Consider the following 24,167-nt stretch of genomic DNA (forward strand, 5'->3'; position numbering starts at 1 on the left):
CCCCTCCATGTTCAACACATGCAAACCATGAAAGTCTCTGGTGTATTGGTCAGATTCAGGAATAATCCTTGCTTGTCTCAAGACGCAGTCCGACACCCTGGTGCTGCGTCTGGCGAAACGCCTATCCGGTGTAACGCAAATGCCCTACGGAGATACAAAATGTCTACCTCCCCCGTCACGCTGATGGTGGCGCGTCGCGTCGCCGATGGCCGTTATCAGGACCTGATTGCCTGGCTGCGCGAAGGCGAACAACTGGCCACCGATTTTCCCGGTTATCTCGGCTCGGGCGTGCTCGCTCCGCCAGCCGGTGATGATGAGTTCCAGATTATCTTCCGCTTTGCCGATGAGCAGACCCTGCACACCTGGGAGCATTCCGCCTCGCGTACTGCATGGCTAGGCCGTGGCAGCGATTTGTTCGCCCATCCAACCGAGCATCGGGTCAGCGGCATTGAAGGCTGGTTCGGCGCGGTCGGTCAGCGCCCGCCACGCTGGAAACAGGCAGCGGCGATCTGGTTGGCATTCTTTCCGGTGTCCTTGTTGTTCAACTTTGTACTGGGGCCTTTGTTGAGCGAACTGAGCCTGCTGCCGCGGGTTTTCATCAGTACGTTGTGCCTGACGCCGTTGATGGTCTACTTCTTCATTCCCTTGTCGACCCGCCTGTTGGCCAACTGGCTGAACACCACACCGACACGGCCGTTGCCCGCCCAGCCGTCCACGCAAAACCGCTAAGCTCACTACCACAATAGGTGCATGCCTCCCGTCGCTGGTATAGTTTTGCTCTTACCGCGACGCGAGCCGTTCATGACCCCTTCCGCAGCCCCAATCCTCATCACCGGTGCCGGCCAGCGTGTCGGCCTGCATTGTGCGCAGCGTTTGATTGAAGACGGCCATCGGGTGATCTTCAGCTACCGCAGTGAGCGCCCCGGTGTCCAGGCATTGCGTGATCTGGGCGCCATCGCGGTGTTTGCCGACTTCTCCACTGAAGCCGGGATCCTCGCGTTCATCAGCGACCTGAAAACCCATACCGACAGCCTGCGGGCGATTGTCCACAATGCTTCCGAATGGCTGGCCGAAACGCCGGACACCGAGGCCGAAGCCTTCAGCCGCATGTTCAGCGTGCACATGCTTGCGCCCTACCTGATCAACCTGCACTGTGCCGACTTGCTGCAACGCTCAACTCCGGCAGACATTGTGCACATCAGCGATGACGTGACCCGCAAGGGCAGTAGCAAGCACATCGGTTACTGCGCCAGCAAAGCCGGGCTCGACAGCCTTACCCTGTCCTTCGCCGCGAAATATGCGCCGACAATCAAGGTCAACGGTATCGCCCCCGCCCTGCTAATGTTCAATCCCGAGGACGACGCGGCCTATCGCGCCAAGGCGCTGGCCAAATCCGTCCTGGGCATTGAGCCCGGCAGCGAAGTGATCTACCAGAGCCTGCGCTACTTGCTCGACAACCCGTATGTCACCGGCACCACCCTGACCGTCAACGGCGGACGGCACATCAAATAAGAGGCCTCGCGAGGATATTTCATGACGTTATCCCTGTCCCAGAGCTATCGCGAGATCCTCATCGGTCTCGGTGAAAACCCGGATCGCGAAGGCCTGATCGACACGCCGGCGCGTGCGGCAAAAGCCATGCGCTACCTCTGCCATGGCTACGAACAAAGTGTCGAAGAAATCGTCAACGGGGCGCTGTTCGCCTCCGACAATGATGAAATGGTCATCGTCGACAACATCGAGTTGTACTCGCTCTGCGAGCATCACATGCTGCCCTTCATCGGCAAGGCCCATGTGGCTTATATTCCTACGGGCAAGGTGTTGGGCCTGTCGAAAATTGCGCGACTGGTGGACATGTTTGCCCGGCGCCTGCAAATCCAGGAAAACCTTACCCGGCAAATCGCCGAAGCAGTACAACAGGTGACCAATGCCGCCGGTGTTGCGGTGGTCATCGAAGCGCGACACATGTGCATGATGATGCGCGGCGTCGAGAAACAGAATTCGACCATGAACACCTCAGTGATGCTCGGCGCCTTCCGCGAGTCGAGCAATACCCGCCAGGAGTTCCTGCAATTGATTGGACGGAGCAAGTCGTAATGCCACAACTTCAACCAGGTATGGCGCGCATCCGGGTCAAGGACCTGTGCCTGCGGACCTACATCGGAATCAACGAGGATGAAATCCTCAACAAGCAGGATGTGTTGATCAACCTGACCATCCTGTATGCGGCCCAGGAAGCGGTGCGCGACAACGATATCGATCACGCGCTGAACTACCGCACCATCACCAAGGCGATCATTGCCCACGTGGAGGGCAATCGTTTCGCCTTGCTCGAACGGCTCACCCAGGAACTGCTGGACCTGGTAATGACCAACGAATCGGTGCTGTACGCCGAGGTTGAAGTCGACAAGCCTCATGCACTGCGATTCGCCGAATCAGTGTCGATTACCCTGGCGGCGAGCCGCTGAGTGCGTCTGGCGCATTGGCCGTCAGACTTTTATCATCCGCGCCACGATTTGACCGACAGAGCTCGCCATGAACGATCAACAACGCCTGGAACTTGAAGCCGCCGCCTTTCGCCGGCTGGTGGCCCATCTGGACAGCCGCAAGGATGTACAGAACATCGACCTGATGAACCTCTCCGGTTTCTGCCGCAACTGCCTGTCCAAGTGGTACAAGGCCGCCGCCGACGAACGCCAGATCGACGTCAGCCTCGATGACGCCCGCGAAGTGGTCTACGGCATGCCGTACGCCGAATGGAAAGCCCGATACCAGCAAGAAGCCAACGCCGAACAACAGGCGGCGTTTGCCAAAGGAAAACCCAATGAGTGATTTGAACACCCTGCGCGCCAGCCTCAAGAGCGGCGAACACGTTTTTGCCGACACCCTGGCGTTCATCGCCGCCGGTTACGACTATCAACCGCAGGCTTTCAACAACGGTGGTGTGGAAAACGCGGCCGGTCAGAATGAAGGTTCGTGCAAGACCCTGGGTCTGGCGCTGCTGGAAGGTCTGAGCGATGAAGAAGCGCTGCTGGCGTTCGGCGAGCATTACCGTTCGGTGGTCGCAACGCCTGATGGCAGTGATCACGGCAATATCCGCGCATTGATTGCCCATGGGCTGGCCGGGGTGAAGTTCACTCAACAGCCGCTCACTCGCCGCTAAACGCTTTTTCTGTAGGAGCAAAGCTTGCTCGCGATGGCGATCACAGAGACGCCATCGCCGGCAAGCCGCGCTCCTACAAGAGCCACAACACATCCCGACTTTTAAGATTGACCCGGCAACTTTATTTCGTTTGCCGGGCAGCGCTGCTCACGGCTTAGATAAAAAGAAGCATCCCTTCTTCAGAGTCGGTCATCCATGAGCAGCGAATCCATCAGCCGGTCGATCAACATCGTTCATCCTGTCACGCTCAGCCACGGCAAAAATGCCGAGGTCTGGGACACCGATGGCAAACGCTACATCGACTTCGTCGGCGGCATCGGCGTACTCAACCTCGGCCATTGCCACCCGCGCATCGTCGACGCCATTCGCGAGCAAGCCACCCGGCTGACCCACTACGCCTTCAACGCAGCACCGCATGTGCCTTACATCAAACTGATGGATCGCCTGACTGCGTTCATTCCCGTGGACTATCCGGTCAGCGGCATGCTCACCAACAGCGGCGCGGAAGCGGCGGAAAACGCCCTGAAGATCGTTCGCGGCGCCACCGGCCGCACCGCCGTGATCGCGTTCGACGGCGCCTTCCACGGCCGCACGCTGGCCACCCTGAACCTCAACGGCAAGGTCGCGCCCTACAAACAGAAAGTCGGCGTATTGCCGGGGCCGGTGTATCACCTGCCCTTCCCGAGCCAGGACAACGGCGTGACCTGCGCCGAAGCCTTGAAGGCCATGGACCGCCTGTTCAGCGTCGAAATCGACATTGATGACGTGGCGTGTTTTATCGTTGAACCGGTACAGGGCGAAGCGGGCTTCCTGGCGATGGACGTGGAGTTCGCCCAGTCGCTGCGACGGTTGTGTGATGAAAAAGGCATTGTGCTGATCGCCGACGAAATCCAGTCAGGCTTTGGTCGCACCGGCCAGCGTTTTGCGTTCTCGCGGCTGGGCATCGAACCGGACCTGATTCTGCTGGGCAAAAGCATCGCCGGTGGCGTACCACTGGGTGCGGTGGTTGGGCGCAAGGCATTGCTCGACACCTTGCCCAAGGGCGGACTGGGCGGCACCTATTCGGGAAACCCCATCGCCTGCGCCGCCGCGCTGGCGACCCTGGATGAGATGACCGACACACAGTTGCAAGCCTGGGGGGCGCAGCAGGAAGAAGCGATTGTCAGCCGCTACAAAGCTTGGTGCGACAGCAAATTTTCACCGTATCTGGGTCGTTTGACCGGTGTTGGCGCGATGCGCGGAATTGAACTGGCTCATGCCGATGGCACACCGGCACCCGCCCAGTTGACGCAACTGCTGGCGTTGGCGCGAGACGCCGGTTTGCTGCTGATGCCCAGCGGCAAGTCGCGCCATATCATTCGACTGTTGGCGCCATTGACCACCGAAGCGGCGGTGCTGGAGGAAGGCCTGGATATTCTTGAAGCGTGCCTGAACAAATTGGCCTGAACCCAAAATCCCTGTGGGAGCGAGCTTGCTCGCGATGGCGGAGTGTCAGTCAACATCAATGCTGAATGATTAACTGCTATCGCGAGCAGGCTCACTCCTACAGGTTCTTTGATTGGTCACTGAATCGCGGGCATAAAAAAACCGGCTGCGAAGCCGGTTTTTTCATTTCAACGATCTCAGAACTTGGCGTTCTGCAGGTCGTCCAGGTAACGCTCGGTGTCCAGAGCGGCCATGCAGCCAGCGCCGGCCGAGGTGATGGCCTGACGGTAAACGTGGTCAGCCACGTCACCGGCGGCGAAGATACCTTCGATGCTGGTCGCTGTTGCGTTGCCTTCACGGCCGCCTTGCACCACCAGGTAGCCGTCTTTCAACGTCAGCTGACCTTCGAACAACGAGGTGTTCGGGGTATGGCCGATGGCGATGAACACGCCGTCGACTGTCAGTTCGTCGAAGCTGCCATCGTTGTTCTTCAGGCGTGCACCGGTGACGCCCATGTTGTCGCCCAGTACTTCGTCCAGGTTCGCGTTCAGCTTCAGGATGATCTTGCCTTCGGCAACCCGGGCATTGAGCTTGTCGATCAGGATCTTCTCGGCGCGGAAGGTTTCACGACGGTGGATCAGGGTCACTGTGCTGGCGATGTTGGCCAGGTACAGCGCTTCTTCAACCGCGGTGTTGCCACCGCCGACCACAGCCACCGGCTTGTTGCGATAGAAGAAACCATCGCAGGTCGCGCAGGCCGAAACGCCTTTGCCCATGAACGCTTCTTCGGACGGCAGGCCCAGGTAGCGAGCGCTGGCACCGGTGGCGATGATCAGGGCGTCGCAGGTGTACTTTGCGCTGTCGCCGATCAGGGTGTAAGGCTTGGAAGCAAAGTCCACGGCATTGATGTGATCGAAAACGATCTCGGTCTCAAAGCGCTCGGCGTGTTCTTTCATGCGTTCCATCAGCGCCGGGCCGGTCAGGCCGTGGACGTCGCCCGGCCAGTTGTCGACTTCGGTGGTGGTGGTCAGTTGACCACCGGCCTGCATGCCGGTGATCAGCAGTGGCTTGAGGTTGGCACGGGCGGCGTAGACCGCAGCGCTGTAACCGGCAGGGCCGGAACCGAGAATAATCACTCGCGAATGACGGACTTCAGACATGACCTGCTCCTGTTGACCGGCCCTGAACATCAGGCGCGGAACGCCGGGTTGCCGGCGGGAATAAAAAAAGGACCGTGGTTACCTTGGGGAAGGCTTGAGTTCGACAGTCCTGCAAAAAGATTGGGTGCAGCGTATCGAGGGGGCGAAGATTAAGGAAATACGGTTTAACAATCCAGCTCATAGGTGGTCTCTATCCCACCGCAGCGACTATATAAACGTCTTTGTTACAGTGAATGTCGATTCAGCGACCGCGCTTTCCCCCTTCCGACAAAGCCGGTAAGGTCGGCGCGTTTCCCTCTGCCCGGAGCACGTTATGCCCGCACCCGCCCTGTCCGGCCCGCAATACCTGCGCGAAGGCCTCAAGCTGGTCCTGAGCCCCAGCCTGCGTTTGTTTGTCTTGTTGCCGCTGGCAATCAACCTGGTGCTGTTCGTCGGATTGATTTATCTGGCCGGCCATCAGTTCAGTCTGTGGGTCGATACGCTGATGCCGACCCTGCCCGACTGGCTGAGTTTTCTCAGCTACATCCTCTGGCCGATTTTTGTGGTGCTGGTGGTGTTGATGGTGTTCTTCACCTTCACCATGCTCGCCAACGTCATCGCCGCGCCGTTCAATGGCTTCCTTGCGGAGAAAGTCGAAGTGGTGGTGCGTGGCACCGACGACTTCCCGACTTTCAGCTGGGGCGAACTGATCGCAATGATCCCGCGCACCCTCTCCCGGGAAATGCGCAAACTCGGCTACTTCCTGCCACGGGCAATCGGGCTGTTTATCCTGTCCTTCATCCCGGTGGTGAACATCATTGCAGCACCGCTGTGGCTACTGTTCGGGGTGTGGATGATGGCGATCCAGTACATCGACTACCCGGCGGATAACCACAAACTCGGCTGGAATGAAATGCTCGCCTGGCTGCGGCAGAAGCGCTGGCAGAGCATGAGTTTCGGCGGCAGCGTGTATCTGGTGCTGCTGATCCCTGTGGTGAACATTTTGATGATGCCGGCCGCCGTGGCCGGGGCGACGCTGTTCTGGGTGCGTGAGCGCGGGGCGGAAAATCTGGTGGCCCAGCGCTGACCGAGTCACAAATCCATCATCAAAGCGCCACAATGACGACATGGCCTCAGCCGACACTGAGGTCATGACGACAGCTCTGCATATCACTCTGATCACCGAAACATTCCCTCCGGAAATCAACGGCGTGGCCAACACCCTTGGCCGTTTGTGCGACGGTTTGCGCGCGCGCGGGCACCAGGTGGAATTGGTGCGGCCTCGCCAGGGGGGGGATCAGCAGTTGAGCAGTGACGATGATTTGCTGTTGTGTCGAGGCTGGCCGCTGCCGGGCTATCCCGGCTTGCAATGGGGCCAGTCGTCGATGCATAAACTGTTGAGGCGCTGGACGCGTCATCGCCCCGACGTGCTGTACATCGCCACCGAAGGGCCTCTGGGCTTGTCCGCATTACGCGCAGCACGGCGATTGGGGATTTCGGTGGTGAGCGGCTTTCACACCAACTTTCAGCAGTACTCCAGCCAATACGGGCTCGGGTTGTTGACTCGTTTGCTGACGCACTACCTGCGCTGGTTTCACAACCGCTCGACCCTGACCCTGGTGCCGAGCCCCAGTCAGCGACTGGAACTTGAACGCCGACATTTCGAGCGTCTGGCCTTGCTTTCCCGGGGTGTCGACAGCCAATTGTTTCATCCGAGCAAAAGGCAGGTATCGCTGCGCGAACAGTGGAGCTTGGCCGAGGATGACATTGCGGTCATTCATGTCGGGCGCTTGGCTCCCGAGAAAAACCTGGGCTTGCTCAAACGCAGTTTCGACTCGCTGAAAGCCACTTATCCACAGCGCAACATACGCTTGATCGTCATCGGCGACGGCCCACAACGAGCGGCGCTGGAGCAGGACCTTCCCGAGGCGGTTTTCTGTGGCTCACAACGCGGTGAGGCGCTGGCCAGTCATTACGCATCGGGGGACGTATTTCTGTTTCCAAGCATGACCGAAACCTTTGGCAATGTGGTGCTTGAAGCATTGGCGTCGGGATTGGGCGTGGTGGCGTACGACCAGGCGGCAGCGGCGCAGCATATCCGCCATGGCTACAACGGCGTGCTGGCGATGCCGGGGGATGAAGAAGCCTTTTGTGATGCTGCGGCGTGGTTGCTGGAAGAGCGCGAAACCTTGCGGTGTGTGCGGCTCAATGCGCGCCAGCATGCGAGTCGCCAGGGCTGGGCCGCGATTATCGAGCAGTTTGAAGGGCAGTTGCGCGGGGCTTGCATGCAGGGGCAACCCCTGCCCGATGCAGCGTTTTTGCCTTAAAAGCATCGCGGGCAAGCCTTGCTCCTACGGTGTTGTGTCGATTCACACATTTGTATTCGACAAAGAACCGTAGGAGCAAGGCTTACCCGCGATAGCGTCAGTGCGGTCGCCGCTTAAACCAGCGACATCAATGCCTCGCGACTGAACGGCAGGATGTCTTCTTCACGACCGTCGCGTACTTTCTGCGCCCAGTCCGGGTCGACCAACAACGCGCGCCCCACGGCCACCAGGTCGAATTCGTCGTTGTTCAAACGCTCCAGCAGCTTTTCCAGACTGGCCGGTTGAGCGATCTTGTCGGTGTTGACCATGAACTGCAGGAACTCGCCGTCCAGGCCAACGCTGCCCACGGTGATGGTCGGCTTGCCCGTGAGTTTGCGGGTCCAGCCGGCCAGGTTCAGCTCGGAACCGTCGAATTCCGGCTCCCAGAAACGGCGCGTCGAGCAGTGGAAAATGTCCACGCCAGCGTCGGACAATGGCTTGAGGAACTCACCCAACGCTTGCGGGGTTTGCACCAGGCGCGCGGTGTAATCCTGCTGTTTCCACTGCGAGAAGCGGAAGATGATCGGGAAACCTTCGCCGACCGCTGCACGCACAGCCTGAATCAGCTCGATGGCAAACCGTGAACGGTTGGCCAGGCTACCGCCGTATTCGTCGGTGCGCTGGTTGCTGCCTTCCCAGAAGAACTGGTCCACGAGATAGCCGTGGGCGCCATGGATTTCCACGCCGTCCATGCCAATGCTCTGGGCATCTTTGGCCGCTTGAGCGAACGCGGCGATCACGTCCTGGATATCTTGTTTAGTCATGCCGTGAACCACGACCTGACCGTCCTTCAATTTTTCCGATGGGCCGTAACCCGGGACGCTGGCGTCCGGCTCAGTGCCAATACGACGCACACTGCCGACATGCCACAGTTGCGGAACGATCTTGCCGCCTTCGGCGTGGACCGCATCGACCACTTTCTTCCAGCCGGCCAATGCAGCATCGCCGTAGAAATGCGGCACATTGGGGTAGCCGTTCGACGCCTTGTGGCCGACGGTCGTGCCTTCGGTGATGATCAGACCCACGCCGGCCGCAGCACGACGACGGTAGTATTCGATCACTTTGGAATTGGGTACGCCACCCGGCGAAAACGAACGGGTCATCGGCGCCATGACAACGCGGGTCGGCAGCTCAAGGGTGCCGAGGTGGAACGGTTTGAACAAGGCTTTGACGGACATGGGGCACTCCACGAAAACGATATCGACGGGACGTAATTTTATGACGACGATAATATGCGGAGTTGCCAGCGATGCACAGCACTATTGATTTGGGTGATTAAGGGTCAAAAGGCAGGCATAAAAAAACGCAGCCGAGGCTGCGTTTCTTGTGAGTTCAGCTCAACGCTTTTTCGATCGCATGAACGATTGTCGGATCATCCGGCGCCGTGCGCGGGGAAAACCGCGCCAGCACACGACCGTCCTTGCCCAGCAGGAATTTTTCGAAGTTCCAGGTAATGTCACCCGGGAATTCCGCACCCTCGCCCGCCAGCAGGCGATACAACTGATGACGCTCATGACCGTTGACTTCCAGCTTGCTGGACAACGGAAAAGTCACGCCATAGTTGAGGCTGCAAAACTCCTGGATCTCTTGCTCGGAACCCGGTTCCTGCCCGGCAAACTGGTTGCACGGCAGACCCAGAACGCTGAAACCTTTGGCTTTGAACTGCTGATAAAGGTTTTCCAGCGCCGCGTACTGGGGGGTCAAGCCACATTTGGAGGCGACGTTGACCACCAGCACGACTTGCCCCTTGAAGGGCGCCAGCGGTAGGTCTTGTCCATCCAGGGCTGTCAACTTAAGGTCGTGAAAAGCACTCATGACGAACTCCAAATTCCCGTGTTCTTCTCGAAACAGCCACTTGGCAATGCCGCCAAGGACAGCCGCGGACTAAAAAGGCGCCCTAGGGCGCCTCTCCAGTACTCTGAGCTTAGCGCAGAAAATCAGTGGTGATGGCCACCTTCGCCATGGACGTGACCATGAGCGATTTCTTCTTGGCTGGCATCACGGATGTCGATGATCTTGACCTGGAAATTCAGGCGCTGACCGGCCAACGGGTGGTTGCCGTCAACGGTGACGTCGTCGCCGTCCAGATCGCGAATGGTGACGATCTGCATCTGGCCGTCCGGAGCGGAAGCGTGGAACTGCATGCCCACTTCCAGTTCATCAACGCCTTCGAACATGCTGCGGCTCAGGGTGCTGACCAGTTCGGCAGCGTATTCGCCGTAAGCATCTTCAGGTTCAACGGCTACGGTCAGCTCGTCGCCAACGGTTTTGCCTTCCAGAGCCTTTTCCAGGCCCGGGATGATGTTGCCTGCGCCTTGCAGGTAGACCAGCGGCGCGCCGCCGGCGGAGCTGTCGATGACCTCACCAGCGTCGTTGGTCAGGGTATAGTCGATGGAGACAGCCTTATTGGCGGCGATCAGCATGGGGCGAGACCTTTTGCATAAGAATGATGAAAGGCCAAGTTTAGCGAAGCAATCGCGCGAAAGCGAACACAACCCGGACGGAAGGTTCGCGGCGCAGGGCGTAACGGTCACAGGTTTCCATCAAGATGAGGACGGGCATTGGGTGGCCGAGCTTTCCTGCGGCCACACCCAGCACCTGCGTCACCAGCCGCCGTGGCAATCGCGTGCCTGGGTGCTGGACCCCGCGCAACGTATTGAAAAAATAGGCCAGCCCTTTGATTGCGGTTGGTGCGCACAAGGCTCGGTTAGCGATAACCTTGGCGACTGAATTGCGGCAGATCGTCAGATATAGATGATCGCCATTGCCATGCACCCTTAGAGAATTCGCATGCAAACTTTTTTTATCGCGCCCACCGACTTTGGTGTGGGTCTGACGTCTATCAGCCTTGGGCTGGTGCGCACGCTTGAGCGTGCCGGTCTCAAGGTCGGCTTTTTCAAACCGATTGCCCAGCCCCATCCGGGTGATACCGGGCCGGAACGCTCCACCGAACTGGTAGCGCGCACCCACGGTTTGAAGCCACCGCAACCGCTGGGCCTGGCGCATGTCGAGCGCATGCTCGGCGATGGTCAACTCGATGAGTTGCTCGAAGAAATCATCACCCTCTACCAGCAAGCCGCTGTCGGCAAAGACGTGCTGATCGTCGAAGGCATGGTCCCGACCCGCAGCGCCAGCTACGCCGCACGGGTGAATCTGCACCTGGCGAAAAGCCTCGACGCCGATGTGATCCTGGTCTCGGCACCGGAAAACGAAGTGCTGACCGAGCTCTCCGGGCGCGTGGAATTGCAGGCGCAATTGTTCGGCGGCCCAAAAGACCCGAAAGTCCTCGGCGTGATCCTCAACAAGGTCAAGACCGACGAAAGCATGGATGTCTTCGCCACGCGCTTGAAAGAACACTCGCCATTGCTGCGCAGCGGTGATTTCCGCCTGTTGGGGTGCATCCCGTACCAGCCGGAATTGAACGCCCCGCGCACCCGCGATGTGGCTGATCTGATGGGCGCGCAGATTCTCAATGCCGGTGACTACGAAACCCGGCGCATGACCAAAATCATCATCTGCGCCCGCACCATGCGCAACACCGTGGAACTGCTCAAGCCCGGCGTGCTGGTGGTCACCCCCGGCGACCGCGATGACATCATCCTGGCCGTCAGCCTCGCGGCCATGAACGGCGTACCGTTGGCCGGCCTGCTGCTGACCAGCGACACCCTGCCCGACCCGCGCATCATGGACCTGTGCCGTGGCGCCTTGCAGGCGGGGTTGCCGGTGTTGTCGGTGAGCACCGGCTCCTACGACACCGCCAACCAGCTCAATGGCTTGAACAAGGAAATTCCTATCGATGACCGCGAGCGTGCGGAGATCATCACCGACTTCGTCGCCAGCCACCTCGACGCCAACTGGTTGCACCAGCGCTGCGGTACCCCGCGTGAGATGCGCCTGTCGCCCGCCGTGTTCCGCTATCAATTGATCCAGCGCGCCCAGGCTGCCAACAAGCGCATCGTGTTGCCGGAAGGCAGCGAGCCGCTGACCGTGCAAGCGGCGGCGATCTGTCAGGCGCGTGGCATTGCCCGTTGCGTGTTGCTGGCCAAACCAGCGGACGTCGAAGCCGTCGCTCGCGCCCAAGGCATCGAGCTGCCACCCGGGCTGGAGATTCTCGACCCGGACCTGATCCGCGAGCGCTATGTCGAGCCGATGGTTGCCCTGCGCAAAAGCAAAAGCCTCAACGCACCGATGGCCGAGCAGCAACTGGAAGACACTGTTGTGATCGGCACCATGATGCTGGCGCTGGATGAAGTCGACGGTCTCGTGTCCGGTGTCATCCACTCCACCGCCAATACCATCCGACCGGCCCTTCAACTGATCAAAACCGCGCCGGGCTGCACGCTGGTGTCGTCGGTGTTCTTCATGCTGTTCCCTGAAGAAGTGCTGGTCTACGGCGACTGCGTGATGAACCCGCACCCGAGCGCCATCGAACTGGCCGAGATCGCCCTGCAAAGCGCCGACTCGGCGGCCGCGTTCGGCATCACCCCGCGCGTGGCGATGATCAGCTACTCCAGCGGTGAATCGGCCAGCGGCGAAGAAGTCGAGAAAGTGCGCGAAGCAACGTTGCTCGCCCACGAGCAGCAAAACTCGCTGTTGATCGACGGCCCTCTGCAATACGACGCCGCCGCCAACGAAACGGTGGCCCGACAACTGGCCCCCAACAGTCAGGTCGCCGGTCGCGCCACAGTGTTCGTGTTCCCCGACCTCAACACCGGCAACACCACCCACAAAGCCGTGCAGCGCAGCGCCGATTGCGTCAGCCTCGGCCCGATGTTGCAAGGCTTGCGCAAACCGGTGAACGACCTGCCGCGCGGTGCGCAAGTCGACGACATCGTCTACACCATCGCGTTGACCGCGATCCAGGCTGCCAACCGACCTATGGATGTTTAAATGCTGGATTTCCTGCCTGCCGCCGTGCGCGGCGTGATTGCATCGTTGTTGTTGGCACTGAACACGATTTTGCTCTGCTCCTTTCTGTTCTGCGTGGCACTCGTCAAGGTTTTGCCGTTTGCCTTCACGCAGCGGATTGCGGGCTGGTTGATGAGCCATACCCATGAAGCCTGGATCAGCCTCAACAAAGGCTGGATGAATCTGGTCCGCCGCACGCGCTGGCACCTCAGCGGCCTGCAAGGTCTGGACTATCAACATTCCTACCTGATCACCAGTAACCACCAGAGCTGGGTCGACATTCTGGTGCTGCAATACGTGCTCAACCGTCGTATCCAACCGCTGAAGTTCTTTCTCAAGCAGGAGCTGATCTGGGTGCCGGTGATTGGTCTGGCCTGGTGGGCGCTGGGCTTTCCATTCATGAAGCGCTACTCCAAGGCCTATCTGGAAAAGCACCCGGAGAAGAAAGGCAAAGACCTGGAAACCACCCGCAAGACGTGCGCGAAGTTTCGCAATAATCCGGTGGGGATTTTCAACTTTGTCGAAGGCACGCGCTTCACTGAAGCCAAACATGCGCAGCAGAAATCACCGTTTCGCTACCTGCTCAAACCCAAGGCCGGCGGCATTGCCTTTGTCCTGGACGCCATGGGCGAGCAACTCGAATCCATCGTCAATGTGACCATCCACTACCCGGCCGGACGTCCCGGTTTTTGGGACCTGTTGTGCGGGAACGTGGCGGACGTGGTGGTGCATTTTCAGGAACTGAAAATCCCGCCGCAGTACATTGGCAAGAATTACGATCAGGACGGCGATTACCGATTGCAGTTTCAGGGCTGGATCAATCAGTTGTGGCTGGACAAGGATGCGTTGCTGGAGCAGATGCATCGCGAGTATCCGGCCAAGTGAACCAGGTTCCGGAAGGGCCTCATCGCGGGCGAGCCATGCTCCTACAGTTTTTCGTCGTGCCATATGGCGCGGCCACCCGAAATCCGTAGGAGCAAGGCTTGCCCGCGATGGCGATCTTGGGGACACAAAAAAACCCGCCGATGATCACTCATCGGCGGGTTTCTTTTTTGCGTTTAGCGCTTAGATCGCGCCGCGCTGACGCAGCAGGTCCAGCACTTGCTTGACGCTTTCTTCCAGCGACAACGATTGGGTATCGACCACGAGGTCGGCATCCAGCGGCACGTCGTAAGGGAAGGAATCGCCCGGGATGTTGTCGCCAGCCGCCGCGTAAAGGCCTTGTGGATCACGCTCGGCACACACGGTCGGCGAGGCCTGGACGTAAATCGTCAGCAGACGCTCTTTGCCGATCAGTTCCTTGGCCTGTTCACGCCCTTCGGCACTTGGGGCAACGAACGCCGCCAGGGTCAGCAAACCGGCTTCGTTGAACTGACGCGCAACGTGCGCGGCACGACGCCAGTTCTCGGTACGCCCGGCGCGGTCCTGTGGCAGACCTTTGTTCAGGTCGTGACGCAGGTTCTGGCCATCGAGCACAAACACTGCACGGCCCAAGTCGAACAGCTTGCGTTCAACCGCGTAGGCCAGGGTGCTTTTGCCAGCGCCTGACAAGCCGCTGAACAACACGGTGGCCGGTTGCTGGCCGAAGCGCTGGGCGCGTTCTTCGGTGGCGACGTGTGCGAGTTTGCCGTGATGCGTGCTGCTGCCCGGCGCCACTGGCTGAGCGATGATCATGCCAGCGGCGACGGTGCCATTGGTCAAGCGATCAATGACGATGAACGAACCGGTGGTGCGGTTGCTCGCGTAACCGTCCAGCGCGATGGCCGCGTCGAGGCTGATCTTGACCCGACCGATCTCGTTCAGTTGCAAGGCACTGGCAGGGCCTTCTTCCAGGGTGTTCACGTCAACGCGGTTGACGATGCTGGTGATCGAACCCGGCACGTATGTCGTGGCGCGCTTGATGTCGTACTTCTTGCCCGGCAGCATTGGCTCTTCGGCCATCCACACCAGCATGGCGTCGAAGCCGTCAGTCACTTGCGGCAGGTTGTCGGCGTGTACCAACAGATCGCCGCGGGAGATGTCGATCTCGTCTTCCATGGTCAGCGTCACCGCTTGACCCGGACCTGCATGCTCCAGCTCACCTTCGAAAGTGACAATGGATTTCACGCGGCTGCTCTTGCCCGACGGCAGCACAACGACTTCGTCGCCCTTGTGCACAACGCCGCTGGCCAGGGTGCCGGCGAAACCACGGAAGTTCAGGTTCGGACGGTTGACGTACTGCACCGGGAAACGCAAATCGGTGTAGTTGCGATCGCTGGCGATCTCGACGGTTTCCAGAATTTCCATCAGCGACTGGCCGGTGTACCACGGCGAGCGCTCGGATTTGTTCACGACGTTGTCGCCCTTGAGGGCCGACATCGGCACGAAGGCCATGGTGGTCGGCTTGAAGGCGATGCCTTCAGCGAACTTCAGGTAATCGGCCTTGATCGACTCGAAGATGCTTTGGTCAAAGCCATTGATGTCCATCTTGTTGACGGCCACCACGATGTGTTTGATACCCAGCAACGAGGCGATGAAGCTGTGGCGACGGGTCTGGGTCTGCACACCGTAACGGGCGTCGATCAGGATGATCGCCAGGTCACAGGTGGACGCACCGGTGGCCATGTTGCGGGTGTACTGCTCATGGCCGGGGGTGTCGGCGATGATGAATTTGCGTTTGGCGGTGGAGAAATACCGGTAGGCGACATCGATGGTGATGCCTTGCTCGCGCTCGGCCTGCAGGCCGTCGACCAGCAATGCCAGGTCGATGTCATCGCCGGTGGTGCCAACTTTCTTCGAGTCGCGGGTAATGGCTTCCAGGTGATCTTCGTAGATCATCTTGGAGTCGTGCAGCAGGCGCCCGATCAGGGTGCTCTTGCCGTCGTCGACGTTGCCACAGGTCAGAAAGCGCAGCATTTCCTTGCGTTCGTGCTGGCCCAGGTAGGCGAGGATGTCCTCGCTGATCAAATCAGATACGTGCGACATGACAACCCCTTAGAAATAACCCTGACGTTTCTTTTCTTCCATCGAGCCTGCGCCATCGTGATCGATGACCCGGCCCTGGCGTTCGGAAGTTCGCGTCAGGAGCATTTCCTGAATGATGTCGGTCAGCGTGACAGCCTCGGACTCGACCGCACCGGTCAACGGGTAGTCGCCCAGCGTACGGAAACGGACCTTCTTCTTGACGATACGCGCCTTGTCTTCATCGCTCAGGTGATTGAGCAGGCGGTCGTCGTCGATCATGATCCAGGTGCCATTCATCTCGATGACGTCGCGCTCGGCGGCGAAATACAGCGGCACGATCGGGATGCCTTCGAGGTAGATGTACTGCCAGATGTCCAGTTCGGTCCAGTTCGACAACGGGAACACGCGAATCGATTCGCCCTTGTTGACGTTGCCGTTGTAGACGTTCCACAACTCTGGACGTTGGTTTTTCGGGTCCCAGCGGTGCTTGGTGTCGCGGAAGGAATACACGCGCTCTTTGGCACGGGACTTCTCTTCGTCACGACGGGCACCACCGAAAGCGGCGTCGAAACCGTACTTGTCGAGAGCCTGCTTGAGGCCTTCGGTTTTCATGATGTCGGTGTGCTTGGCACTGCCGTGGGTCAGCGGGTTGATGCCCTGCGCGACGCCATCGGGGTTAACGTGCACCAGCAGGTCAAGGCCGAGTTCTTCAACCATGCGGTCGCGGAACGCGTACATTTCCTTGAACTTCCACTGGGTGTCGACGTGCATCACCGGAAACGGAAGTTTGCCCGGGAAGAATGCCTTGCGCGCAAGGTGCAGCATCACGGCGGAGTCTTTACCGACGGAGTACAGCATCACCGGGTTATCGAACTCGGCGGCGACCTCGCGGATGATGTGGATGCTTTCGGCCTCCAGCTGTTTCAGATGCGTCAGTTTGTCGACCATGGCTACTCACGAAAACGATCTTATGGACGGCCAGCGGGCCGTGTTCGAGCGAGGAATCCTAGCACAGCGACCTCTTCTAATCAGGACGCCAACTAGATCGAAAGGGTATATGAATATACCCCCTCGTTTGGGCTGGTGAATGGCGATCTCCTGTAGGAGCACGGCTTGCCGGCGATGGCGTCCTTGAGATCGCTATCGCGGGCAAGCCTTGCTCCTACAAGGGAGGCAGGTCATCAGATGGGGTTGGGGCAATCGATGAAGATGTGTTCCAGCGCAAAGCGTCGCGCCAGATAGTCCCCCAGCGCCTGCACGCCATAACGCTCGGTGGCGTGATGGCCGGCGGCGATGAAGCTGATGTCGTTTTCCCGCGCGCTGTGGAACGTCTGCTCGGAGGCTTCGCCACTGAGGTACAGGTCGACACCGGCGAGCACCGCCTGATCGATGTACCCCTGGCCACCACCGGTGCACCAGCCAACCCGGCGAATCATCTCGCTACCTTCGATCAGCAGCGGCTCGCGGCCCATGACTTCCTGGACACGGCGGGCGAAATCACGCGGCGTCATCGGTTCACTCAACGAGCCGACCAGGCCGACGACTTTCAGATTATCCGGATCCAGCGGCCCTTCGACCGTAATGTCCAACTGCCTGGCCAATTGCACGTTATTGCCCACGTCCGGGTGCAGATCCAGCGGCAAATGGTAGGACAACAGGCTGATGTCGTGCTTGAGCAAGGTTTTCAACCGACGCTGCTTCATGCCGGTGATGCACGGGTTCTCGCCCTTCCAGAAATAGCCGTGATGCACCAGTACCAGGTCGGCCTGAGCTTCGACGGCGGCGTCCAGCAGCGCCTGGCTGGCGGTGACGCCGCTGACGATACGCATCACTTGCGGCCGGCCCTCGACCTGCAAACCGTTGGGGCAGTAATCCGCAATCTTGGCACTGGCGAGGTAACGGTCGGCTTCTTCAACCAGGGTGCTCAGGGCGACGGCCATAAAAGACTCCTAAATATCCCGTTCAGAGGCGTGCTCGGCCTCGTATAATGCGCGACATTATGGGCGGTCTCATACTGCCTGCAACCTTTCAGGACGTGCTTAATGCTCAAGGCGCTGCGTTTTTCCGGCTGGCCGCTGTTGGCTGGCGTGCTTATCGCTCTTTTGATAATTCAGCGTTACCCGCAGTGGGTCGGGCTTCCGAGCCTAGACGTGAATTTGCAGCAAGCACCGCAAACGACCGGCGTGCAACAGGGGCCGGTGTCCTATGCCGACGCCGTGGTCACCGCCGCGCCAGCCGTGGTCAACCTGTACACCACCAAAGTCATCAACAAACCCAATCATCCGCTGTTCGAAGACCCGCAGTTCCGCCGCTTCTTCGGTGATAACTCGCCCAAGCAAAAGCGCATGGAATCGAGCCTGGGCTCCGGTGTGATCATGAGCCCGGAAGGCTACATCCTGACCAATAACCACGTGACCACCGGTGCCGACCAGATTGTCGTGGCGCTCAAGGACGGTCGTGAAACCCTGGCCCGAGTGATCGGTAGCGATCCGGAAACCGATCTCGCGGTCTTGAAGATCGACCTCAAGTCCCTCCCGTCGATCACCATCGGTCGTTCCGACAACATCCGCATCGGCGACGTCTCGCTGGCCATCGGCAACCCGTTCGGTGTCGGCCAGACCGTAACCATGGGCATCATCAGCGCCACCGGGCGTAATCAGCTAGGCCTGAACAACTATGAAGACTTCATCCAGACCGACGCCGCCATCAACCCCGGCAACTCCGGCGGTGCGCTGGTGGATGCCAATGGCAACCTGACCGGCATCAACACCGCGATTTTCTCCAAGTCCGGCGGGTCGCAAGGCATCGGCTTCGCGATCCCGGTCAAACTGGCGATGGAAGTGATGAAGTCGATCATCGAACACGGCCAGGTGATTCGCGGCTGGCTCGGGATTGAAGTGCAGCCACTGACTCAGGAACTGGCCGAGTCGTTTGGTCTGTCGGGGCGTCCGGGGATTGTGGTCGCAGGGATTTTCCGTGACGGTCCGGCGCAGAAGGCCGGCCTGCAACTGGGTGACGTGATCCTCAGCATCGATGGTGAACCGGCCGGCGATGGTCGTCGGTCGATGAACCAGGTCGCTCGGATCAAACCGACCGACAAGGTCACGATTCAGGTGATGCGTAACGGCAAGGAACTCAAGTTGACCGCAGAAATCGGTCTGCGTCCGCCGCCAGCGCCGGTCAAAGAGAAAGAAGAAGAGTAAGTGATTGATCGTTCCCACGCTCTGCGTGGGAATGCCGCCATGGACGCTCTGCGTCCACTGTGACGCGGAGCGTCACGGGATACATTCCCACGCAGAGCGTGGGAACGATCAGTCAGAGGGGGCTTTTAGAGATCGCCGAGGCCGTCGATCAGCGCCTGATTCTGCTCCGGCGTACCAATCGAAATCCGCAGGAACTGCGCAATCCGCTCCTGCTTGAAGTGCCGGACAATCACGCCCTGCTCACGCAACTTCGCCGCGAGTCCTGCCGCATCATGCTGCGGGTGACGCGCGAAAATGAAGTTCGCCGCCGACGGCAGCACCTCAAATCCCTTCGCCTCCAACTGCCCGACTACCTTGTCGCGGCTGTCGATGACCAACCGGCACGTTTTGTCGAAGTACTCGCGATCCTCGAACGCCGCCGCAGCCCCCACAATCGCCAGTCGATCCAGCGGGTAGGAGTTGAAGCTGTTCTTGATCCGCTCAAGCGCTTCGATCAAATCCGGATGCCCCACCGCCAGGCCAACCCGCAGGCCGGCCAGGGAACGGGACTTGGACAGAGTCTGCGTCACCAGCAGGTTCGGATAACGATCCACCAGAGTGATCGCCGTTTCGCCACCGAAGTCGATGTAAGCCTCGTCTACGACGACCACCGAATCCGGGCTGGCCTTGAGGATTTGCTCCACCGCATCCAGCGCCAGCAGGCAGCCGGTCGGCGCATTCGGGTTAGGGAAAATGATCCCGCCGTTCGGCTTGGCGTAATCCGCCGGGTTGATCTGGAAGTGTTCGTCCAGCGGCACCGCGTCGAACTTGATGCCGTACAAGCCGCAATACACCGGATAGAAGCTGTAGCTGATATCCGGGAACAGCAGCGGTTGATCGTGTTGCAGCAAGCCGTGGAAAATGTGCGCCAGGACTTCATCGGAACCGTTGCCGAGGAATACCTGGTTGCTCTGCACCCCGTAGTACTTGGCCACGGCTTGTTTCAGCACATCGCTGTTCGGGTCCGGGTACAGACGCAGGTTGTCGTTCAGTTCGGTCTGCATCGCCGCCAAGGCTTTGGGTGATGGACCGTACGGGTTTTCGTTGGTGTTGAGCTTGACCAGCTTTGCCAGTTTCGGCTGCTCGCCCGGCACGTAAGGCACCAGATCCTTAACGAACGAGCTCCAGAATTTACTCATGTTCAGTTTCCCTTTTGCTCGTCGATGATGCGGTATTCGGCGCTACGGGCGTGGGCGGTCAGTGACTCGCCACGGGCCAGCACGGACGCGGTCTTGCCCAGTTCGGACGCCCCCTGCTCGGAGCAGAAGATGATCGACGAGCGTTTCTGGAAGTCATACACGCCCAACGGCGAGGAGAAGCGCGCGGTGCCGGAAGTCGGCAATACGTGGTTCGGACCGGCGCAGTAATCACCCAGGGCTTCGGACGTGTGACGGCCCATGAAAATCGCGCCGGCGTGACGGATCTTCGGCAACCAGGCCTGCGGATCTGCAACCGACAACTCCAGGTGTTCCGGCGCAATGCGGTTAGCCACTTCGATGGCTTGCTCCATGTCGCGCACCTGGATCAATGCACCACGGCCATTGATCGACGTTTCGATGATCTCGGCACGCTCCATGGTCGGCATCAATTTGCTGATGCTCGCGGCGACCTTGTCGAGGAATTCCGCGTCCGGGCTGACGAGAATGGCCTGGGCGTCTTCATCGTGTTCGGCCTGGGAGAACAGGTCCATGGCGATCCAGTCCGGATCGGTCTGGCCGTCGCACACCACAAGAATTTCGGACGGGCCGGCGATCATGTCGATACCGACCTGACCAAACACATGGCGCTTGGCGGTGGCGACATAGATGTTGCCGGGGCCGACCACTTTGTCGACTTTCGGCACGCTTTCGGTGCCGTAAGCCAGCGCGGCCACGGCTTGGGCACCGCCGATGGTGAACACCCGATCAACCCCGGCAATGCACGCCGCGGCCAGCACCAGTTCGTTGATTTCACCGCGCGGGGTCGGCACCACCATGACCACTTCGGTCACGCCAGCGACCTTGGCCGGAATCGCGTTCATCAACACCGAAGAGGGGTACGACGCCTTGCCGCCTGGAACATACAGACCGGCGCGATCCAGCGGCGTGACCTTCTGGCCCAGCACCGTGCCATCGGCTTCGGTGTAGCTCCAGGAATCCTGCTTCTGCTTCTCGTGGTAGCTGCGCACACGTGTAGCAGCTTTTTCCAGGGCTTCGCGCTGAGGCACGGTAATGCGCGTAAGCGCCAGTTCAAGACGTTCGCGCGGCAGGATCAAGTCCGCCATCGAGGCGACTTCCAGGCCGTCGAACTTCTGGGTGAACTCCACCAGCGCCGCATCGCCACGCTCGCGCACGGCTTTGATGATGTCCAGCACCCGCTGATTGACCGAGTCGTCAGACACACTTTCCCAGCTCAGCAGATGATCCAGATGATGCGCGAAATCCGGATCAGCAGCGTTCAGTCGGCGAATTGCAGTCGGTGCGGTCATAGCGAGAGCCTCATAGAATTGGCAAAAACTCAGGCGCCCTAACTTAGCAGTCGTTTCCGCTTGGGCACCTGAGAATTCTGGCTATGAGGCGGATAGACGGGCGCGACTTAACGTCGCGCAGGTAAATCAGCCGCGGTGTCGAGACTCCACTGCCTTGCGCAGGGTGTCGATCAACGCCTGGATTCGGGCGTGTTGCATTTTCATCGAAGCTTTGTTGACGATCAGCCGGGAGCTGATGTCGGCAATGAAATCCTGGGGTTCCAGGCCATTGGCACGCAGGGTGTTGCCGGTGTCGACCACGTCAATGATCTTGTCCGCCAGACCAATCAGCGGCGCCAGCTCCATCGAGCCGTACAGCTTGATGATGTCGACCTGGCGACCCTGCTCGGCGTAGTAACGCTTGGCAACGTTGACGAACTTGGTCGCCACCCGCAGGCGGCCCTTAGGCTCGACATCGCCGACACGGCCGGCAGTCATCAGCTTGCAGAGGGCAATTCGCAGGTCCAAAGGCTCGTACAAGCCCTGGCCGCCATATTCCATCAGCACATCTTTACCGGCGACACCGAGGTCCGCGGCACCATGTTCGACATACGTCGGCACGTCGGTGGCGCGCACGATCAGCAGACGTACGTCAGGCTGAGTCGTGGGGATGATCAGCTTGCGGCTCTTGTCCGGATTCTCGGTCGGCACGATGCCCGCTTCAGCCAGAAGCGGCAAAGTGTCGTCAAGGATGCGGCCCTTGGACAGTGCGATAGTCAACATGGGAAACGTCAGTCCTTATCAAGGTACTCATGTCCGGTCGCAAATGACGCCGGACACACATCGAGCCGGAAACCGGCTCGACTTCAACAATTCAACGGGCATGTCCTTATGCCCATGCAGCAGAAACTAGCCCGGTACGCGGCGGATCTTGGCGCCGAGCATTTGCAGTTTCTCTTCGATGCACTCGTAACCACGGTCGATGTGGTAGATGCGGTCGATCAGGGTGTCGCCTTCAGCGATCAGCGCCGAAATGACCAGGCTGGCCGAAGCACGCAGGTCGGTGGCCATGACTGGCGCGCCTTTGAGCTTCTCGGTACCGGTAACGATAGCCGTGTTGCCTTCGACCTGAATCTTGGCGCCCATGCGATGCAGTTCGTAAACGTGCATGAAGCGGTTTTCGAAGATCGTCTCGATCACGGCGCCCGTGCCTTCGGCAATGGCGTTGAGGGAGATGAACTGCGCTTGCATGTCGGTCGGGAACGCCGGGTACGGAGCGGTGCGCACGTTGACGGCTTTTGGCCGCTTGCCGTGCATGTTCAGTTCGATCCAGTCTTCGCCACAGGTGATTTCGGCACCCGCTTCACGGAGTTTTTCCAGAACGGCTTCAAGAATGGTCGGATCGGTATCCTTGACCTTCACACGGCCGCCGGTCACGGCAGCAGCGACCAGGTAAGTACCGGTTTCGATTCGGTCAGGCATCACTTTGTAAGTGGTGGTGTGCAGACGCTCGACGCCATCGATGGTGATGGTGTCGGTACCAGCGCCGGAAACCTTGGCACCCATGGCGTTCAGGAAGTTGGCCAGGTCGACCACTTCCGGCTCGCGCGCGGCGTTTGCCAACACACTGCGACCCTTGGCCAGGGCAGCGGCCATCATGATGTTTTCGGTACCGGTCACGCTGACGGTGTCGAAGAAGAAGTGCGCGCCGCGCAGGCCACCTTCAGGTGCCTTGGCCTTGATGTAGCCGCCTTCGACGTCGATGACCGCGCCCATCGCTTCCAGACCACGGATGTGCAGGTCCACTGGACGCGAACCGATGGCGCAACCGCCAGGCAGTGCGACTTCGGCTTCACCGAAACGGGCAACCATAGGGCCCAGTACCAGGATCGACGCACGCATGGTTTTAACCAGTTCGTACGGGGCGATCAGGGTCTTGATGGTGCGCGGGTCGATTTCGACGCTGAGCTTCTCGTCGATCACCGGCTCGATGCCCATGCGACCGAACAGCTCGATCATGGTGGTGATGTCGTGCAGGTGTGGCAAGTTGGCCACGGTAACCGGGCCATCACACAGCAGGGTTGCAGCCAGGATCGGCAGGGCCGAGTTCTTTGCCCCGGAGATGCGGATCTCGCCATCAAGACGAGGACCGCCAGTAATAATCAATTTATCCATAAGAATCTCGACGCCCTTGGGCTCAGGTGCGCTCGGCCCAGGCCGCGCTGCTGAAAAATTTCATAGTGACCGCATGGATGCTGCCATCGGTGATCCATGGGTTCAAATGGGCATAGATCTGCTGTTGACGCTTCACCGGGCTCAACGCCGCCAGTTCATCGCTAATCACGTTCAGCTGGAAATTGCAGCCTTCGCCCTCAACTTCTACCAACGTTCCGGGCAGCTTTCCTTCAAGGAAGCTCTTCACTTCTACGGCCTGCATGCTCAACCTCAATCGGCGCCCTGTGCGCGCGGGTCGGACATCATACAAAAAAGCCCCGCGCCTGCGAACCCCGCGAAGCAGGACTCTGACGGGGGGCT

25 protein-coding genes are annotated in these 24,167 nt (G+C 59.6%); 13 read left to right on the forward strand and 12 right to left on the reverse strand.

Annotation, left to right across the window (positions count from 1 at the left end):
- Positions 1 to 159: 159 nt before the first annotated feature.
- From BMS17_RS09890 to BMS17_RS09920, 7 genes are all read left to right on the forward strand, one after another.
- On the forward strand, positions 160 to 729 hold the full coding sequence (locus tag BMS17_RS09890; protein ID WP_046026783.1) for an antibiotic biosynthesis monooxygenase: 570 nt from the start codon (positions 160 to 162) through the stop codon (positions 727 to 729).
- 72 nt (positions 730 to 801) lie between these two features.
- Positions 802 to 1,512 (forward strand): dihydromonapterin reductase, encoded by a 711-nt coding sequence (folM, locus tag BMS17_RS09895; protein WP_046026784.1) that lies wholly within the window; start codon positions 802 to 804, stop codon positions 1,510 to 1,512.
- Between the two features lie 21 nt (positions 1,513 to 1,533).
- On the forward strand, positions 1,534 to 2,097 hold the full coding sequence (folE, locus tag BMS17_RS09900) for a GTP cyclohydrolase I FolE (protein ID WP_046026785.1): 564 nt from the start codon (positions 1,534 to 1,536) through the stop codon (positions 2,095 to 2,097).
- Entirely contained in the window at positions 2,097 to 2,468 is a 372-nt protein-coding gene (folX, locus tag BMS17_RS09905; RefSeq protein WP_046026786.1) for a dihydroneopterin triphosphate 2'-epimerase, read from the forward strand. The genes folE and folX overlap by 1 nt, the downstream gene beginning before the upstream one ends.
- A 67-nt stretch (positions 2,469 to 2,535) precedes the next feature.
- The gene (locus BMS17_RS09910) at positions 2,536 to 2,832 is read left to right on the forward strand and encodes a DUF1244 domain-containing protein (RefSeq protein ID WP_046026787.1); all 297 of its coding nucleotides are present in this window, start codon (positions 2,536 to 2,538) and stop codon (positions 2,830 to 2,832) included.
- Positions 2,825 to 3,163, forward strand: a complete 339-nt coding sequence (locus BMS17_RS09915; protein ID WP_007944631.1) for a HopJ type III effector protein — start codon at positions 2,825 to 2,827, stop codon at positions 3,161 to 3,163. Before BMS17_RS09910 ends, BMS17_RS09915 begins: the two co-directional genes overlap by 8 nt.
- A gap of 195 nt (positions 3,164 to 3,358) precedes the next feature.
- Positions 3,359 to 4,609 carry an aspartate aminotransferase family protein gene (locus BMS17_RS09920; protein WP_046026788.1) on the forward strand — a complete coding sequence of 417 codons (1,251 nt, stop codon included), beginning with the start codon at positions 3,359 to 3,361 and terminating at the stop codon, positions 4,607 to 4,609.
- A 176-nt stretch (positions 4,610 to 4,785) separates the two neighbouring features.
- Here BMS17_RS09920 and trxB read toward each other — a convergent pair whose 3' ends face one another.
- Positions 4,786 to 5,748: a thioredoxin-disulfide reductase gene (gene trxB, locus BMS17_RS09925; RefSeq protein WP_046026789.1), complete on the reverse strand. Its 963-nt coding sequence runs from the start codon at positions 5,746 to 5,748 to the stop codon at positions 4,786 to 4,788.
- 313 nt (positions 5,749 to 6,061) lie between these two features.
- Here trxB and cysZ point away from each other — a divergent pair, with 313 nt between their 5' ends.
- Together cysZ and BMS17_RS09935 are read left to right on the forward strand one after the other, a co-directional pair.
- Positions 6,062 to 6,814 (forward strand): sulfate transporter CysZ, encoded by a 753-nt coding sequence (gene cysZ, locus BMS17_RS09930; protein ID WP_077430868.1) that lies wholly within the window; start codon positions 6,062 to 6,064, stop codon positions 6,812 to 6,814.
- Positions 6,815 to 6,854: 40 nt separating this feature from the next.
- On the forward strand, positions 6,855 to 8,054 hold the full coding sequence (locus BMS17_RS09935; protein ID WP_077430869.1) for a glycosyltransferase family 1 protein: 1,200 nt from the start codon (positions 6,855 to 6,857) through the stop codon (positions 8,052 to 8,054).
- 113 nt (positions 8,055 to 8,167) lie between these two features.
- On the opposite strand, the gene BMS17_RS09940 is transcribed toward BMS17_RS09935, so the two are convergent.
- The 3 genes from BMS17_RS09940 to BMS17_RS09950 all read right to left on the reverse strand — a co-directional run bounded on the left by BMS17_RS09940 (position 8,168) and on the right by BMS17_RS09950 (position 10,516).
- Positions 8,168 to 9,271: an NADH:flavin oxidoreductase gene (locus BMS17_RS09940; protein ID WP_046026792.1), complete on the reverse strand. Its 1,104-nt coding sequence runs from the start codon at positions 9,269 to 9,271 to the stop codon at positions 8,168 to 8,170.
- A gap of 154 nt (positions 9,272 to 9,425) precedes the next feature.
- Positions 9,426 to 9,908, reverse strand: a complete 483-nt coding sequence (locus BMS17_RS09945; protein ID WP_046026793.1) for a glutathione peroxidase — start codon at positions 9,906 to 9,908, stop codon at positions 9,426 to 9,428.
- Positions 9,909 to 10,030: 122 nt separating this feature from the next.
- Positions 10,031 to 10,516 carry a peptidylprolyl isomerase gene (locus tag BMS17_RS09950; RefSeq protein ID WP_008150718.1) on the reverse strand — a complete coding sequence of 162 codons (486 nt, stop codon included), beginning with the start codon at positions 10,514 to 10,516 and terminating at the stop codon, positions 10,031 to 10,033.
- Between BMS17_RS09950 and BMS17_RS09955 the strand changes: the two genes are divergently transcribed.
- From BMS17_RS09955 to BMS17_RS09965, 3 genes are read left to right on the forward strand one after another with little or no spacing between them, the layout of a single operon-like run.
- On the forward strand, positions 10,485 to 10,823 hold the full coding sequence (locus BMS17_RS09955) for a DUF3565 domain-containing protein (RefSeq protein ID WP_046026862.1): 339 nt from the start codon (positions 10,485 to 10,487) through the stop codon (positions 10,821 to 10,823). The two genes, BMS17_RS09950 and BMS17_RS09955, sit on opposite strands and share 32 nt — an antisense overlap.
- A gap of 60 nt (positions 10,824 to 10,883) precedes the next feature.
- Entirely contained in the window at positions 10,884 to 12,983 is a 2,100-nt protein-coding gene (gene pta, locus BMS17_RS09960) for a phosphate acetyltransferase (RefSeq protein WP_046026794.1), read from the forward strand.
- Positions 12,984 to 13,886: an acyltransferase gene (locus tag BMS17_RS09965; RefSeq protein ID WP_046026795.1), complete on the forward strand. Its 903-nt coding sequence runs from the start codon at positions 12,984 to 12,986 to the stop codon at positions 13,884 to 13,886.
- A gap of 180 nt (positions 13,887 to 14,066) precedes the next feature.
- On the opposite strand, the gene cysN is transcribed toward BMS17_RS09965, so the two are convergent.
- The 3 genes from cysN to BMS17_RS09980 form a co-directional block, all read right to left on the reverse strand.
- Positions 14,067 to 15,965: a sulfate adenylyltransferase subunit CysN gene (gene cysN / locus BMS17_RS09970; protein ID WP_077430870.1), complete on the reverse strand. Its 1,899-nt coding sequence runs from the start codon at positions 15,963 to 15,965 to the stop codon at positions 14,067 to 14,069.
- Between the two features lie 9 nt (positions 15,966 to 15,974).
- Positions 15,975 to 16,892 (reverse strand): sulfate adenylyltransferase subunit CysD, encoded by a 918-nt coding sequence (gene cysD, locus BMS17_RS09975; protein WP_077430871.1) that lies wholly within the window; start codon positions 16,890 to 16,892, stop codon positions 15,975 to 15,977.
- Positions 16,893 to 17,125: 233 nt separating this feature from the next.
- Positions 17,126 to 17,884, reverse strand: a complete 759-nt coding sequence (locus BMS17_RS09980) for a Nif3-like dinuclear metal center hexameric protein (protein WP_046026802.1) — start codon at positions 17,882 to 17,884, stop codon at positions 17,126 to 17,128.
- Positions 17,885 to 17,986: 102 nt separating this feature from the next.
- Here BMS17_RS09980 and algW point away from each other — a divergent pair, with 102 nt between their 5' ends.
- The gene (algW, locus tag BMS17_RS09985; protein ID WP_046026804.1) at positions 17,987 to 19,147 is read left to right on the forward strand and encodes a Do family serine endopeptidase AlgW; all 1,161 of its coding nucleotides are present in this window, start codon (positions 17,987 to 17,989) and stop codon (positions 19,145 to 19,147) included.
- A 125-nt stretch (positions 19,148 to 19,272) separates the two neighbouring features.
- Here algW and hisC read toward each other — a convergent pair whose 3' ends face one another.
- The 5 genes from hisC to BMS17_RS10010 all read right to left on the reverse strand — a co-directional run bounded on the left by hisC (position 19,273) and on the right by BMS17_RS10010 (position 24,069).
- The gene (hisC, locus tag BMS17_RS09990) at positions 19,273 to 20,325 is read right to left on the reverse strand and encodes a histidinol-phosphate transaminase (RefSeq protein ID WP_077430872.1); all 1,053 of its coding nucleotides are present in this window, start codon (positions 20,323 to 20,325) and stop codon (positions 19,273 to 19,275) included.
- A gap of 2 nt (positions 20,326 to 20,327) precedes the next feature.
- Positions 20,328 to 21,653, reverse strand: a complete 1,326-nt coding sequence (hisD, locus tag BMS17_RS09995) for a histidinol dehydrogenase (protein ID WP_046026807.1) — start codon at positions 21,651 to 21,653, stop codon at positions 20,328 to 20,330.
- A gap of 126 nt (positions 21,654 to 21,779) precedes the next feature.
- On the reverse strand, positions 21,780 to 22,415 hold the full coding sequence (gene hisG, locus BMS17_RS10000; protein WP_007942738.1) for an ATP phosphoribosyltransferase: 636 nt from the start codon (positions 22,413 to 22,415) through the stop codon (positions 21,780 to 21,782).
- A 126-nt stretch (positions 22,416 to 22,541) separates the two neighbouring features.
- The gene (murA, locus tag BMS17_RS10005) at positions 22,542 to 23,807 is read right to left on the reverse strand and encodes a UDP-N-acetylglucosamine 1-carboxyvinyltransferase (RefSeq protein ID WP_046026811.1); all 1,266 of its coding nucleotides are present in this window, start codon (positions 23,805 to 23,807) and stop codon (positions 22,542 to 22,544) included.
- Between the two features lie 22 nt (positions 23,808 to 23,829).
- Positions 23,830 to 24,069, reverse strand: coding sequence for a BolA family protein (locus BMS17_RS10010; protein WP_007912386.1), 240 nt, complete (start codon positions 24,067 to 24,069; stop codon positions 23,830 to 23,832).
- Positions 24,070 to 24,167 lie beyond the last annotated feature (98 nt).

This window comes from Pseudomonas sp. C9 (assembly GCF_002000165.1).
Lineage (GTDB): Bacteria > Pseudomonadota > Gammaproteobacteria > Pseudomonadales > Pseudomonadaceae > Aquipseudomonas.